Genomic DNA, 15,221 nt, shown 5'->3' on the forward strand with positions numbered 1-15,221 from the left:
TGTCGGACCTGCGTCCGTCAGAGCACGTCGACGACGATCACCGAGATATTGTCAGCCCCGCCCCCGGTCAGTGCGACCTGCACCAGCCGCTCGGCGACGGTTTCCAAGGGCGTGCTCGACAGAATATCCTCCAGCATGGAGAAGGTGGCATATTTCGTCAGCCCATCCGAGCAGATCAGGAACCTGTCGCCGCTTTCAGCGGTGCCGCGCACCTTGTCGAGCTCCAGATCCTCCCCGACCCCAACCGCGCGGGTGATGGCGTTGGATTGCGGATGCTGATCCGCTTCATCCCAGCTCATCTTGCCGGAGTGGACGTATTCGGCGACCACGGAATGATCTGCCGTCAGCATGTCGATCTGCCCGCCATGGAGCCGGTAGATACGGCTGTCGCCGGCCCAGATACCGGCGAAATGGCCCTGTGCCATGATCAGGGCGGCAACGGTTGCGCCAATGGTGCCGCCGCCCCGCGCCGTCGCTTCGGCCTGGATGGCGCGGTGGGCGCCTTGCAAGGCATCGCGCAACGCGTGCATCTTGGCCGCCGGGTCCAGCCCACCGGGGATCATCGCGGCGGAGTCCGCGATCAGGCGGCTGGCATAATCGCCGGCATCATGGCCCCCCATCCCATCTGCAACCAGCCAGATGTCATGGTCCGGCAGCGCCAGCACCGCGTCTTCGTTGACCTTGCGTTGCAGGCCGACATGGGTCTGAACGGCATAGCGATAGGGGTGCATCGGATTCATAGCGGCCGGGCCTCCTGCCAGATGGGAGCCGTAAGATCGAACAGTCCCATTGCAGCCCCGCCTTGCGGCAGGCCCGGGCACATCATCATCCGCGGGCCGCTGTCCAGAACCGCAGTCCAGATGCTGGTATCAGCAGCCCGGCTGTCCAGCAGGGCCGCCGCCACGGTGTTTGGTAGATCCTCCGTCTGACCAGCGCCGGTCAGCACCAGCGTGTTGCCCGATGTGCGCAGCGGCGCCACCGCGCGCATGGCGGGCGGCTGCACCGCGCCGAGGGCTGCGGATAATTTGTCCTGTGTCATGCTGTCCTCCAATGCATCCAGGGCAATCGCCTCAAGCTGCTCAAACAGCTTTGTGTCGGTGAAATGATCCAGCGCCGCAGGCCCCGGCGTGGCCAGAGGCGCCACCAGTGTCAGCGGAAACCGGCGGCCAACCCGGTCAACCGAGGGCATCAGAACCCCCGTCAGCTTTTCCGGCCCGGCAAGGCCCGCAGGTAATGAAAACCGCCAGATCGGCGCCGACATATAGCTGCGATCAAAGGCCGTGCCATAGGCGCTTTGCCCGGCCAGCAGCACCTGCTGCAGCCAGCCATCCCACAGGCGGACAAAACCGCCCGGCATGTTGATCCGGAAAAAATCTCCGACCGAGGGCATCTTGCCGAAGGCTCCGAACCCTGCCTCCATCACATCGACTTCGGGCAGCTGAATTTTGCCATCGCCGGCAGGGCAAAGGGATTGACGACCGATCCCGATTGCAGCTCGAACAGGGCCAGACGCCCACCAACCCGGAAGTTCACCCGCCGCCGGTCGGTGACGTTGGTCCGGCGTACCTCGGCGGCGTCCAGCAACCGGAACCAGGCCCAGGGCCCATCCCGCGACAGAACGTTCTCGATATTGCGCTTGTCCGGCAAAAGGGTGATCCGCGCCAGGCCGACCGTCCCCGGCCAGGTCACTGCAACCGGCGTGGGCTGGCCCATCCGGTGATTATAGGACACCTGCGTGCCGTCGATCTCCAGAAGAACCTCCTTGGCCTTTGAATCCAGCGCCTTGGGGGTGATCTGGAACTGGACCACCGGCGTGTCGCCCCCGGCAAAGAAGGCATCACGTATTTCAGCGGCATACTGCATCTGTTCCAGCACCGCCTGACTGATCCCCAGATCGACATCATTGACGCGTTTCCAGGTCCACGGACGGCTGCGGGTATCGACATATTTCAGCAGGTTCTCGTCAAAGAAACTGTCGATCAGCCCGCCCGGCGCAAACAGTTTTGCAAAATCCACCATCGCCACATCGGCACGGGCGCGCCGGTTGAAGGGATACCGGTTGTCCAGCGCCTTTTCGCAGAAGGGCAGAACCGAGGCCTGCCAACGGGCATTGATCGAGGCGCGGGTTCCTTCCGAGGTAATGCCGGAAGAGCCCGTCGAGATCTGCATGGCCCAGCGTTGCACCGGCCCGTCGATCCGCGAGGCCGTTTGCTGGAACTGCAGTAGGGCCTGCCCGCTTTCGCCCGAGGTCACGCCGCTGAACGACATCTTGTTCAGCTCCTGATACACGAGTTGCAGAGAGACCATGAGGTCGTCCAGCCGCGAGGGCTGCCCTTCGGGGCGGTCCACCAGATCGTGCAGCCACTGGAATCGGTCCTGCACATAGGCACCCGGTGGCTTTGGCGGCTCGCCCGAGGCGGTCGATGCCGAGCTGACAAGTGCCTCAAGCAGGATTTGTCCTTGGATAGACAGGCTTGACCGGGTTTCGATGGCTGCCACCTGCGACACGCCTTCGCCCAGGGATTCCGTGTTCAGTTGCGAGCGGTCCTCCGCCAGGCTGGTCTCCTGGCTGACCGCCGTCAGGATATTGGTGATCGGAGAGGTCGGCCCGGACAGCACATTGGTCACCTCGACCGCATGGCTGAGGCTTTCCAGCGGCACGATGTCCACGTCCCCCAGCACCTGATCATACCGGGTGATATAGTCGTTGTAATAAAGGTCGAGCACATCCCGGCTGAGCGCAAGAAGCGCGGCTTCGCTCTGGATCTGCTCACCACCGCGGTCGCCCAGCACCCAGACTTCGCGCTGGACACGTTCCGACACGCTCACCGCTTCGGGCAGGAAGACGTTGTGAAATCCGTCATAGGTAAAGATGCCCTCGACACCCTCGTTCAGCGGCTTGCCGGAGCTGCGCACCAGCACCCGTTTCACCGAAGGCCCGCCGATATCGGTCAGCCGCCATTTCGGCAGGCTGGTGGCAGTGTTCGAATTGATGATGCCATTGTAGACCCGTTGCGCCAGCGGCATTTCCGACAGGATATTCTGGGCCTGCTCCACCAGCGGACCATTCAGCGCGATTTCTGTCATCGGCTGGGACAGCATCGCCGTCAGGTGATCCATCAGATCCGCCCGCAGCTGCGCCCGCACGGTTCCGGGGTAGGCCACAGATTCCCAGTCAAGCTGCATCCACTCCTTGACCAGATCGGGATTCATCGGCCCCTGAAGCCCCAGCATCAGGTAGATCTTCAGCGCCTCATAGAGAACATCCGGATTGTTCATATTGGCGCTGATCTGCTCTTCCAGCCGGACCAGAAGGCGTGGCAGCAGCCGCTGGTTCAGCGCGGCGCGATAGGTCTGCGCCGCCTCTGTTCCGATCACCTCACCCTGATAAAGACCATAGGTCATGGCGCGCTCCGGCTCCGGATCCGACAGAACCGGGTTGCCGGGCATGTCACGCAGCAGGTTCAGCGCAGCAGCCACCGGGACCAGGTCGGTATCGCCCACCGGGCTGGGCGGCAGTTCTGCCGCGGCCGCCTGATAGGCTGCGGCCTGCCCGGCGGCCTGTTCGATCAAGGCGGCGTTCTTCAGGTACGAATTCACCCAAAGCGCCCCAGTCACCGAGGCAAAGATCACCGTGGCGGCGATGGCGGCGCGGCGGGTCCAGCGGTAGCGGCGCTCAACCTTGTCATCGGCAGAGACAAGCCCGGCCTCCGGGAACATCACTCCTTCGAACAGGCGGGTCAGAAAGTAGGACCGCCCACTGCCCTGCCCGGTTCCGATGGCCTGACGGCCAATGCCGAAGGTCTGCGCCATACCCAGCATCAGCCGGTCGATCGGCGTGCCTTCCTGAGTGCCCGATGTGAAATAGACCCCGCGCAGCATCTGGCGCTGATCATAGCGGTTATCCTGAAAGACTTCGGTCAGGAAATCGCGCGCCACCCGGCGCATCGAGGCCACCTGCCCCGGAAAACCCGCCACCAGCGCCCGCCGCTGGTGATCGCTTTCGCCCTGCATCTTCTCCAACAGCTGCGCGTTCAACTGCCCCAGAAGGGCTGCAAATTCCTCGTCAAAGCCTGCAATCGGGGCAGCCTCTTTCTTGCCCTTGGGCAGCGGCAGGGTGAAACCCCAGACCTGTTCGCGCTCTTCCTTGCCCAGGGCATCGAAATACTCCTGAAACCCCGCGATCAGATCAGCCTTGGTGAACAGCACATAGACGGGAAAGCGCACGCCAAGCTTTTCACGCAGCTCGGACAGGCGGCGGCGTACGGCTTGGGCGTGGGATTTCTGGGTGATCTCATCCTGCAGGGACAGGTCCGACAGGGAAATCGCGATGATCGCCCCGTTGATCGGCTGGCGTTTGCGGTACTTTTTCAGCAGGCCAAGAAAGCCCAGCCAGGCGGCATTATCCGCATCCGCATCGCTTTCCTGCGTGGTATAGCGTCCGGCGGTATCGATCAGCACCGCCTCATTGGTGAACCACCAATCGCAATTGCGGGTCCCGCCGACGCCGCCAATCGCGGCCTTGCCCATCTTGTCCGCCAGGGGAAACTGCAGGCCGGAATTGACAATCGCAGTGGTCTTACCGGCGCCGGGCGGGCCGATCATCACGTACCAGGGCAGATCCCTGAGGTGACGGCGCCCGTTCTTGGACTTGCGCAATTCGGCCATGGCCTGTTTGAACTTGCCGCGCAATTCACCGATTTCCTCGGCCAGAACATCGTCCTCTTCCGGCACCTCCGTGGCCTCGGCCATGTCTTCGGTCATCTGGCGATCCCGGCGCCGCCGACGCCAGAAAACCAAACCGATGATCATCAGGATCACCACCCAGATCACGCCGATGGTAATGCCTCGCGACAGGATGCTGTCAAAGGGGCGCCAATCCTCCGAGCCGATGAAAGGTGCGAAATACCACACGCAGGCCGACAGACCGGCCGCCAGCAGGATCAGCACGAAATAGAGGGATCTGAACAGCGGCAGAATATAGCGGCGGATCATTCGTCAATCTCCTGCACCAGAAGGATTTCAATCCGGCGGTTCTTGGCCCGGCCTTCACGGGTGCCGTTGTCGGCAATAGGTTCCTTATCAGCCCGGCCTTCTGCGGATAGGCGGTCAGGATCTGTCATCACTTCGGCCATTCCCGCCATCACCGATTTGGCGCGGGCCAGCGACAACGCCATGTTTGACGGGAACCGGGAGGAGCGGATCGGGATATTATCGGAGTGGCCGACGACGATGACCTTGCCCTTTTCATCGTTCAGCGACTCGGCCAGACGGTTGACCGGCCCCTTGAAAGCATCGGAAAGCTTGTCAGAGCCAGAGCCGAACATGCCGGATCCCGCCAGCCGGATGATCAGCAGGTTGCCCTTCTGAAACACCTCGACGATGCCTTCCTTTATCTCGGGATCAAGGAAGCCCGACACCTTGGCCACCTGTTCTTCGATCGTGGGCGCAGGCGGCGGCGGAGGGGGCGGCGGCGCGCGCCGCTCCAGTTGCGCCGCAGGGCCGGAATCGATGATCGCAAGGCGACCAGAGACATTCTCGGTCTGGTTCGACAGGGCCCAGCTGAGGCCGGCATATTGCAGCACCAGAAGCGCGCCGGTCACCGCCAGCGCGATCCAGACCAGACGCCAGGCCGACAGCGCCTTGAAGGGTTTTTTCACCCCCTCCCAATGTGGCGACAGATCCCATTCCAGCGGCCCGCGCTGATTGCGGATAATCCGGGCCAGCGCCGCGCGGATCTGCATCAGTTTCTCGCTGCCACCCTGTTCGACGCGCAGGCGGCCTTCAAATCCCAGCGACATGCACATGTAGAGGAACTCCAACATGTCGATATTGGCGCCCGGCTCTTTTTCCAGTCGCGCCAGCAGGTCGTAAAACCGGTCCCCACCCACGGTTTCGCGGTGGAAAGTACCCACCATGGATTGCAGGCCCCAGCTGGACTGCCCGCCCCAGGGCGTGTTCAGCACCACATCATCCAGCGTCGCGCAAAGAGCGTAGCGCGCGACCTTGACTGTCTGCGCCGGAATACCCGCCTGCAAGGCGCGGTTTTCAAAGGCGCGCACCTCGGCCACGACGCTTTTGCGCAAAGCGTCCGGGTCCATGTGCTGCGCGCGGTTCCGGATACGGCTGATCAGGGCAAACAGGGTCGCGGCACAGGCCGTCAACTGGTTCATCCCGGTCAACGCCAGTTGCGAGGCTTTACCGGGGGATGCTTTTGGCGCAGCGGCGGCGGCCTGCGGAACCCCGTAGGACTCAGGTGCTGGTGGGGCATCCGGTTCTGCCGTCGGCTCGGCCGGTGGCACCGAGGGCTCCGGGCTTGGCATGGGCGCGGTCGCGCGCCGCCCGCCCGGATTGGGCTTGATCACCGTCTTGTCGGTATCACCCGGCTCGGCAAAGGGATCGTCATAATCACCCATATCTTTTTACCCTGTCACCCTTGTACAATTCTGCAGCCCCCCCTGAGGGCGCCGCATGACGATCCGGTACCGGACCGCCCTACCCGTTTCTGATCGCCCACAGCTCCATCTTGAGCCCGGGATACTGCCCCGACACATGCACTGCGATGCCACCGGACGTGGTCATCTTGCGCCAATAGGGGCTGTCGGCATCCATTTCGAAGTATACCACACCCGCATGGTAGGGGATCTGCCGCGGAGCCACCGGCAAGGGGCGCAGCGTGATCCCCGGCAACGCGGAGTTCACCAGCTGACGGATTTCCTCGACCGGGCCGATCTTGGCCTGACCGGCAAAGTGGCGACGCACATCCTCGGCCGGGATCTCGGCGCTGACCGCCAGGACAAACCCGGCATTGCCCAGCAGTTTGCGGTCCGCGATGACTCCGACGGAAATACCGTATTTGCGCGGCTCCAGCTTGATTGAAATCGCGGTCTGTTCCAGCACCGAGCTGAGGTACTGCCGCAGGGTGCGGATCACCGGTGCGAAACAGCCCATCAGATTGTCATGGGTATAGGCGGGGAATTCGGGCGCCTGTTTTTCCGTAGACATGAAAACCGACAACTCACCGGCCAGTCCGGTCAGCAGTGTGAACAGCCGTTCGGGGTGCAGGTTTTCGATCTGCCGCAGATGGCGCACCATCGGCAGCGTGCGGTTCACCACCGTCAGCAGCAAGAAGTCGGACACATCCGCCACGCCGCGGGCGCCGCCGGCTTCGGCCAGACGTCCGGCCAGGGCCTCCATGCGATGCGCGAGCAGCCCTTCGAGTTCCCGCAAAAAACCCGAAAGCGCCGGAGCCGCACGCACATCCAGACAGGAGGGAATGAAGGCCTGATCCAGCACGATCTCCTGATCAGGGCGCACTTCGATGATCCGGGCCACGGGGATGGCCAGCAGGTCAGCCAGATCATCGACCTCAAGCGCGAATTGCAGCCGCATCTTGCCCACATCCAAAGGCACCGGTTTACGCTCGGCGCTGGTGACATCGGTCACCTCCTGCGTGTCGGGACGCAACCGGCTGGCCGAGCGTTCGGCGCCGGACAAATCCACCTCGGCAGCGCCCTGACGGCGTTGCGGCACGGTCAGGTAGACGACGCAGTCCTTGACCGTCGACGGCACCTCCATCGCGGGCGGATGCGGATCGGCCATAGGCACCCGGAACACCGTGCCATCATGGGTCAGCCCCTCGCAGGACTTCAGTGCAAACTGGCCGATTTTCAACGCTTCGTGGTCGATCTCAAGCCCGTTCACCCCCCAGGTATAGGGGCCAAGACGCCGCGCCAGCCCGCCGACAAGCGCCTCGGTATAGCGGTCGGCCTGCTGGAAATGATGAGGCTGCAGAAACAGCCCCTCGGTCCAAAGCACTTTACTGTCCCAGGACACTGGGTTCTCCTTTTAATTGGACCACGCGCAGGGCGCGGGTCAGTCTTTCAACCGGTCCAGCTGAGCCTTGTAGGCCCGCGCAAATTCGCGGCTGAACAGGTCGTGAAAATCGTTTTCCGCCTGATCTGAAATCTCGGCGTATAGTTGTTCGTAAACATCCCAATAGCGTGCCTTCTTGCCGCGCAAGATCCCGCCAAGGCCGCCCTTGTCCTCGATCTGCGCCTCCAGCGCCTTGGGATCCAGACGGCCCAGCACCCCTTTGAGCGCGGCCTCCATGCCGGTGACCATGGCGACCTCATGCGCCTTGATATCCTGCAACGCTTCTTCGGCAGCGGTTTCCGGCGACAGGTAGCCCTTGGTCGCGGGGCGGAGCATGGTCTCAATCGCCTGCTCCGGCGTGATCGAGAATTTCAACGGGTTGTTGCCACCTGCGGAAATCATCGTCTGTTCGATCCGGAACTCGGATTTGATCGAGGTCCGAGTCATCAGGATTTCGCGCAGGCCCGCGATGAGGGTGTGCATGACCCGGCCCATCCTGCGCATGGCCGTCGCCGGATCTTCGCCTTTCAAGGCGGCCTCTTCGGCGCCGAGCCCTTCCAGGAAGGCCGCCGTGATCTGATCGCCAGATGCATCCGATGTCGCGGCCGCCGCTGTCTGATCAGTCGGCGGCGCGTCAGCCGGTTGCGGAGCCGGGGCTATTGGTTCCGGCGCGGTGTGTTGCGGCGGTGGCGCTGGTGCAGGATCTGGCTGATGGTCCTCTGCAGGGGGGGCGGCTGGCGGCATATCCTCGGCGGGTGAAGGCGGCGCAGCCACTGCTGGATCCGCGGGCGAGGTCGGCGCCTCGGAAGGTCCCTCGATCCCCGAAAGGAAATCATCATCCCAATCATCCGGGATGAGCGCCGAAGATGACGTGCTGGGCGATGCAAAACTGTCCTGCGCCGAGGGGGCATGGCTGGGCAGGCTGGCGCCCTCCCCTTCGCGGCCATCGCTGGCCTTCTGGAAAAACGGATCTTCGTCTTCGCCCATCGGCGGCAGCAATTCGTCGATGGGATCTACCGGGTTCAGCTGCGAGGGGCCGGTCGGCTCCGACCCGCCCAGAAGATCATCCAGAAAATCACGCCCCGGACCGGCATCGTCCAGCAGCGCCAGCGGGTCCGGCGCGTTCTCGGCCACCCCGGGTGACATCGGTGCCGCCTCCAGTGGTGCTGCAATGCCCGCATCCGGTTCGGCCAGATCATCCCGGATTTCGATGACCAACTCGTAATTCCCGATACAGATCACATCACCGTTGTTGAGCGGCGTCGGTGTGCGGCCAAGCGGGATTTTCGAATAGTTCAGAAAGGTGCCGTTGGAGCTGAGATCGACGATCACGACCGAGCCGTTATGATCCTCGATCACGCAGTGATGGCGCGAAAGCATCTGATCGGGGTCCGGCAGCACCATATCATTGCTGGCGCCGCGCCCGACGGTCAGGCTGGCCCCCCGCATCGGCACCGGCGCCGCATCGCCAGGCATCGTTCCCGAGCTCTGAAATTTGAGCGTCACCGCCATAGTCGCGATTATCCTCCTACAATCACTGTCACCTGCCCCATGGTGATCATGCCACCACAGGCCGCGTTATCCAGAATGCGGGCGGCGGGCAGATTGTTGATCAGTACCGTCGCCGATCCCTTGATGATCGGATGCGGTGGGGCGGCCGTGCACATGTCGCTCATCCGGGCAGCAGGCAGGCCGCCGACCAGAACGGTCACGGCGCAGGGCGGCAGAATCGGTGTCGGCACCGGCAGCACCGGTGGCGGCGGCGTCGATGGCAGCATGCAAGCATGCAGATCGGTCACGCGGGCCTGGGGCATTCCCATGTCAAACCACCTCCTCGTTACACTTCTTCAGAGGCCGCCGACGTGGCAGCCCCCTGACCATTGCCGCCGCGCGCAATATCCAGCGCTCGGGCGACCAACACACGGCCATGTTCTTCAAACCTATCAGACAATTGGCCCAACGCTACCATATTCATGGCAAAAGCGGCCGCCTCGGAGGCCCCGGCCGGCGCGGGATACTGACGCAGATCGCCCGGCCCCAAGGTGCCATCGGCATAAAGCACCGCCAGAGCACAATTGACCGTGTCATCATCCACATAGGCATGGTCCAGCGTGATGCGCGCCGCATCGCGGTTTTCCTCGCTCGGGTCCAGAACCCAGGCTTCGGAGGTGGTCAGTGACGGCGGATCCTTGGGCGAGCGCGGCCCGATATAATCACGCGCGGCAAGGCAGGCCCACCAGACCCGCTCCCGTGGCGGCAAAAGCACGGCAAGAAGACGCAACAGGTCCACCAAAGCGCCCTTGTCCGCCAGTTCTTTCAGCACCGCCGGGGCCGTTGCGGTCGGCGGAGACTGTAACGGGGTCTTCAGCAGAACATTCGCCCGCGACAGCAGCTTGGCGACCGGATCGGCGGGAAGCTTTTTCAGATCATCATAGTTTTCCGACATCGTTCCCACCTAGTTGATCAGCGTCAGGCCGCCCTTGAGGGTCAGCATTGCGTCGCCTTTGACCGTGGTCATCGGCGCCTTCGCCTCGACCATGCCGGAGCCTTCGATCTTGATCATCGGGCCCTTGATGGTGACACCCGAATTGTCGATCTTGACCGAGGATCCCCCCACCTTGAGCAGGATTTCCTGTCCCGCCGACATCTCGATCTTCCCGGCCGTCACATCCACGGTCAGATTGCCAAGCGAGACCGTTTCGGAGTGATTGCCCTTGGCAATCGTTTCGGTCAGGTTGCCGGTGTCCACATCAAGGGTCATGTTGCCCTTCTGGATGGTTTCAGACTTGTCACCCGTCTCCACCAGTTCCGTGCGATCCCCAGATTTCACGGTTTCTGTCATGTTCTGCTTGATGGTCATCGCAAAACTTTTCTCGTCCGTGCCCGGCGCATCCGGATCAGGCGCATCCAGCCCCACCGTCACTGCTGAGCGATCCTTGACCAGCATCTGGTGATCCTTCTGCGCCTGAACACGCATCAGCTCCTCGCCGGCCTTGTCCTCGAACATCAGCTCGTTATAGCCGCCTCCGCCCTTGGACGAGTTGGTTTTGATCCCCAGCTGTGTCTGATCGTCGGGATATTTGTAGGGGGGCATTGTGTCGGAATTATAGAGCATGCCGGTGCAGATCGGGCGGTCCGGATTGCCGTCCTCAAACTGGATCACCACCTCCTGACCGATACGCGGCACTGCCACCATGCCCCAGTTCTTGCCAGACCAGGGCGTGACGACGCGCACGAAACAACAGGCGGTTTCGTTCTTCTTGCCCTCCCTGTCCCAGTGAAACTGAACCTTGATGCGGCCATATTCATCGGTCCAGATTTCCTCGCCGCTTTGCCCGACAACCGTCGCGGTCTGAAGGCCCGGCACCTCGGGCCAGGGCGTCGCCAGCGGGGCGCGGAACTGTTCCTGCTTTTCGATCGCGGAAAAGGTCGAAGCATAGGCGTCGCCTGCGACCTCTTCGGGGAAATCCATGTTGCGGGGTTTCACGTCCCGCCGCATCTCACCCTCTTTGGCAGCGTCGCTCTTGCGGTCTTCCCTTTCGTTGTAATCCCCTGCCACCTGCAGATAGTGGATCGTATCCACCACCAGATATTCGCCATTGGCGTCACTGTCCGGGTGATTTTTCAGAGTAAAGGTTCCACCAGTGCCAAGGGTGCGCACGCTGGAGGCACCGCGCCAGCGTTTATGAGCTATCGCTTCGGCTTCCATCCGCACCCGGGCCAGTTTTCCGCCCAGGCCGGTGTCTTTGCGGTGGTGGCCCTGATAGTCGTAGACCTCGTAATCCTTGTGGCTGTGATTGCCGCGGGTGATCGAGTTATTGACCTTGAGATCCGCCATGGGTGAGGTGAAATCAAAATCATTCAGCGTCACCTTGCCTCGGGTCAGCGTTTCCTCGCGCGTCCATTCGGCAATGTGATCCTCGCGGCGGCGATCGCGATCATCGCGGGCATGGAATTCGATAGTCGATGAGCCGTTGATCGGGGAATGCCCGCTGATCCCGTCACACAACACAAGGCTTTCGGCAGAATTCTTGTCCTTATTGCTGTCAAAGTAGAAATAAATGCCTTCCTCTTCCATCAGGCGGCACAGAAAGGCGTAGTCCGTTTCCCGGTATTGCAGGCAGTATTCCCGCTTTTCGTATGAATCGCTGAGCCGGTCGCGAAAATCGCTGAAACCATATTCGCTAAAGATCTGCTTGATGATGTCGACCGCCGACAGGTTCTGGAACACCCTGCTGTCAGAGGTGCGCGTCAACAACCAGAACCAGGGCCGGACCTCAGCCACATAGTGACCATAGCCATCCCGGAACCCCATGTTTTCAACCGAGATGCACAGGCCGGAAAACTTCTGGTCGCTTCCATCTGCCGTTGTCACATGCAGGTTCAGGGTCTGGCCGACGATCTCTTCCAGTTTGACCGCCTTGTTCTTGGACTGAAACGCGACCGTGGTTTCGGTCAGCTTGCTCAACCCTTCGCGCACGATGGCCCGTTTCAGGTGCAGGTCCCGGGCGCTGTAGCTGCCCGACATCCAGACCATATCGCTTTCATGGGCTTTGCTCTCAACCATGGCGGCTCCTTTCACGAATGGAATCCAGAGCGGACCCAGCCCGCCTTATGTCCATCCGAAACATCATAAATCATCCAATAGCGCGGCAAGATCGGCATCCATGCCATCGTCGTCGCCGCTGTCCTCATCAATATCTTCAAAAGACGCCAGCAAATCATCGAGATCGCCGCCGTCGTCGCCACCCGTATCAAGATCAAGGTCTTCGAGCCCCAGATCATCAAGGTTCAGATCGTCATCATCGCCACCATCTGAACCGGGAGCGATATCCTCGCCGCCTGCGGCAGATGCAGCCTTGCGCGGATCGGGCGGCGAAGGTTCTGGGGCGGGCAGGCCGGTCCAAGGACCTAGGATTTCTCCGCCTTTCACCGACTGAAAGGAGGTCAGACGCAACTCGTCCCGTCCCTTGACCGCCGCAATCGCCATAAAGCCACGCTCATTGGCCATGGCGATCTTGTCCAGATCGATGTTGCGTTCGGTACAGGGCAGCGCCACCTGATCGCCAAACCGGTCATTCACATAATGATAGGGCATGCCGCCAAGGCTCATGATGCTGCCCAGCTGCATCGCAGCGCCATTGGCCTTGAAAGAGCGCGCCAGCAAAATGGCAACCAGAACCACCGGATTGGCCCAGAGCATCCCGCGCAGCCCCTCGGCCTCGGTAAACTCCTCAAAATCGAACTCGTAGATCGGATCGCTTTTGGCACCATAGGGGCGGCGCAGCAGGAACCGGGGGCTGACCAATCCCAAATGCCCCGCTTCGGACATGCCCTGCAGGGTGTCCCAGGCCTCTGCCACAAGTTTCGGGCGTTCCTTTTTCGGCACCGCCAGGAAGGCGGGCGACATAGCGGCAAAGAAGGGCGCATCCACATGCGCAGCGACCCGCGCGATCCGGCCCAAAAGCTCCGCATGCGGCGGGGTTTCCTCGAAACCATAGAGGCCAATCAGCGCCGAATAGCCGCCACGCCCGTTTTCCTCGTCCAGCGGCTCCTCGGTCAGCAAGCGGGCAAAACCACTTTGGGTTAGATCATCGGCGGCGGCCAGATCCGCCGCCAGTTCCTCGGCCGAAACGTCATACAGCATGATCTCAAGACTGTCGTCGACCTCGACCGAGCGCGCGATCAGATCCAGCGCGCGCCACTGCGCTTCAACTGATTGGAATTCCGGATGATGCAGCACCAGCCGCATCGCATCAGACAGCGCTTCGTCCACCGCCACCTGCATCGCCGCCGCGTCCGGATCTGGCAGCGCACGGATATGTGGACCAACGATACGGGCCAGCATCTCCTCGACCGGAGAGGCTTGCCGCAGCGCATTGCCGGTATCGCCGATCAGCTGCTGGAAGGCGCTGAGCCGCCGGTCCGCGGGCACCGAACTGCCTGCCGAGCGGGTTTTCGGCGCATGGGCACGGGTGCCGTGTTTCTCCGCCCAGGCGCGCAACGTCGTCACCGCATGATCCGCCGTGGCGCCGCTTTGCAACTGTTTGCGCAGCCCCACGAGTTCGGAAAACAGCGTAACATTTTCAAACAGCTCATCCGGGTGCAGATCGTCCAGCGTGCCCAGCTTGACCGCGATGCCTGCGCCATCCTTGCCGATGGGCAGCACCAATTCGGTGGCAAAGCTTTCGATCACATCCTCGACCGTATCGGGATCCAAGAGAACCGCTTTACGCGCAGCCAGGGCATCGCCGGTTTCGACAATACCGCGCGCCGCCCGGCCCGAAAAATCTCCGAACAGCGCCAAGCGGAAGCGTTTTCTCACCAACTTTTGCGGCTCGGGACGATCTGCGGACAGGGTCCCAAATGCGAATTCCGGGTCCTTGTCAGCCTCGGCTTCCGCGGCTGCCGGAGGGGTCGCCTCTTCTGTGGCTGTCTCATCTGCCGTGAGATCCCCCAGAAGATCATCCAGATCGTCGCCGCCTGCGTCCTCATCCTCGCTGGCAAGCCCGGCGAGCAGATCGTCAAGATCATCATCGCCGGCCGTATCCGCAGTTTCCTCACCCGCCAACAGGGCATCCAGATCATCACCCGGATCATCCAGATCCGTCAGAAGAGCGTCGAGGTCATCGCTATCCTCAGCTTCATCTGTGATTTCATCAGGCTCTTTTTCCTCGGAAGCTTCGTCACCCAAGCCTGCGAGCAGGCTGTCCAGATCATCCTCATCTGCATCGTCGCTGGCGTCTTCTTCGAACCCGGACAACAAGTCATCCAGATCATCGCCCGCCGCTTCCTCTGCCGCCTCTTCGGCTTCATCAGTGTCGTCCGAAGTCTCATCCGCGAGCAGAGCATCCAGATCGAAATCCGCATCACTCGGCTCTGCCTCGGACACCTCCTCATCATCGTCCGCCAGCAAAGCGGCAAGGTCATCGTCCGGAGCGTCATCCGGCTCTTGGACCTCGGTCGCATCCTGCAAGAGGGCGGAGAGATCGTCCTCCTCCTGCATCTGATCTGCCTGCACTTCAGGCTCTTCATCTGTAGTCAAATCACCCAGAAGATCGTCCAGATCACTGTCCTCAGCCGCTGTCTCCTCGGCCTCGTCGCTCAAACCCAGATCGGACAGGATATCATCCGCATCCCCTTCGTCCGCGTCGTCGTCGCCGACCCGATCCTCTTCAGAGATACCACCCAGAATGTCATCAAGGTCGGGATCAGCTTGCTCGCTATCCCCTGTCTCGACTTCCGCCAGAGAATTCAGCGCGTCCTCCGCTGTATCACTTGCCTCTGCCGCGTCGGTTTCCGGCTCGGCTAGCCCTTCCAACAGCGCCGCAACATCATCTTCCGGC

10 protein-coding genes are annotated in these 15,221 nt (G+C 61.9%); all 10 read right to left on the minus strand.

What is annotated here, in order from left to right; all coding sequences use genetic code 11:
• Window positions 1-17 precede the first annotated feature (17 nt).
• On the minus strand, window positions 18-740 hold the full coding sequence (locus SM764_RS20320; protein ID WP_274830711.1) for a PP2C family protein-serine/threonine phosphatase: 723 nt from the start codon (window positions 738-740) through the stop codon (window positions 18-20).
• Window positions 737-1,420 (minus strand): type VI secretion system-associated protein TagF, encoded by a 684-nt coding sequence (tagF, locus tag SM764_RS20325; RefSeq protein ID WP_274830712.1) that lies wholly within the window; start codon window positions 1,418-1,420, stop codon window positions 737-739. Before tagF ends, SM764_RS20320 begins: the two co-directional genes overlap by 4 nt.
• Complete coding sequence (gene tssM, locus SM764_RS20330; protein WP_274839917.1) at window positions 1,420-4,995, minus strand: type VI secretion system membrane subunit TssM; 3,576 nt, start codon at window positions 4,993-4,995, stop codon at window positions 1,420-1,422. The genes tagF and tssM overlap by 1 nt, the downstream gene beginning before the upstream one ends.
• Window positions 4,992-6,416, minus strand: a complete 1,425-nt coding sequence (gene icmH, locus SM764_RS20335) for a type IVB secretion system protein IcmH/DotU (RefSeq protein WP_369002612.1) — start codon at window positions 6,414-6,416, stop codon at window positions 4,992-4,994. The genes tssM and icmH overlap by 4 nt, the downstream gene beginning before the upstream one ends.
• 79 nt (window positions 6,417-6,495) lie before the next feature.
• Window positions 6,496-7,836, minus strand: coding sequence for a type VI secretion system baseplate subunit TssK (gene tssK, locus SM764_RS20340; protein WP_274834714.1), 1,341 nt, complete (start codon window positions 7,834-7,836; stop codon window positions 6,496-6,498).
• 39 nt (window positions 7,837-7,875) lie between these two features.
• Complete coding sequence (gene tagH / locus SM764_RS20345; protein WP_369002613.1) at window positions 7,876-9,387, minus strand: type VI secretion system-associated FHA domain protein TagH; 1,512 nt, start codon at window positions 9,385-9,387, stop codon at window positions 7,876-7,878.
• Between the two features lie 8 nt (window positions 9,388-9,395).
• Complete coding sequence (locus SM764_RS20350) at window positions 9,396-9,695, minus strand: PAAR domain-containing protein (RefSeq protein ID WP_274830717.1); 300 nt, start codon at window positions 9,693-9,695, stop codon at window positions 9,396-9,398.
• 17 nt (window positions 9,696-9,712) lie between these two features.
• Complete coding sequence (locus SM764_RS20355; protein WP_274830718.1) at window positions 9,713-10,321, minus strand: DUF6931 family protein; 609 nt, start codon at window positions 10,319-10,321, stop codon at window positions 9,713-9,715.
• Window positions 10,322-10,330: 9 nt separating this feature from the next.
• A complete protein-coding gene (locus tag SM764_RS20360) occupies window positions 10,331-12,442 on the minus strand; it encodes a type VI secretion system Vgr family protein (RefSeq protein WP_274830719.1) in 2,112 nt (703 codons plus the stop codon).
• Window positions 12,443-12,505: 63 nt separating this feature from the next.
• Window positions 12,506-14,881: a type VI secretion system contractile sheath domain-containing protein gene (locus SM764_RS20365; protein WP_369002617.1), complete on the minus strand. Its 2,376-nt coding sequence runs from the start codon at window positions 14,879-14,881 to the stop codon at window positions 12,506-12,508.
• Between the last annotated feature and the right edge of the window lie 340 nt (window positions 14,882-15,221).

The organism is Pseudophaeobacter sp. 1A16562 (assembly GCF_041008785.1).
GTDB lineage: Bacteria > Pseudomonadota > Alphaproteobacteria > Rhodobacterales > Rhodobacteraceae > Phycobacter > Phycobacter gallaeciensis_A.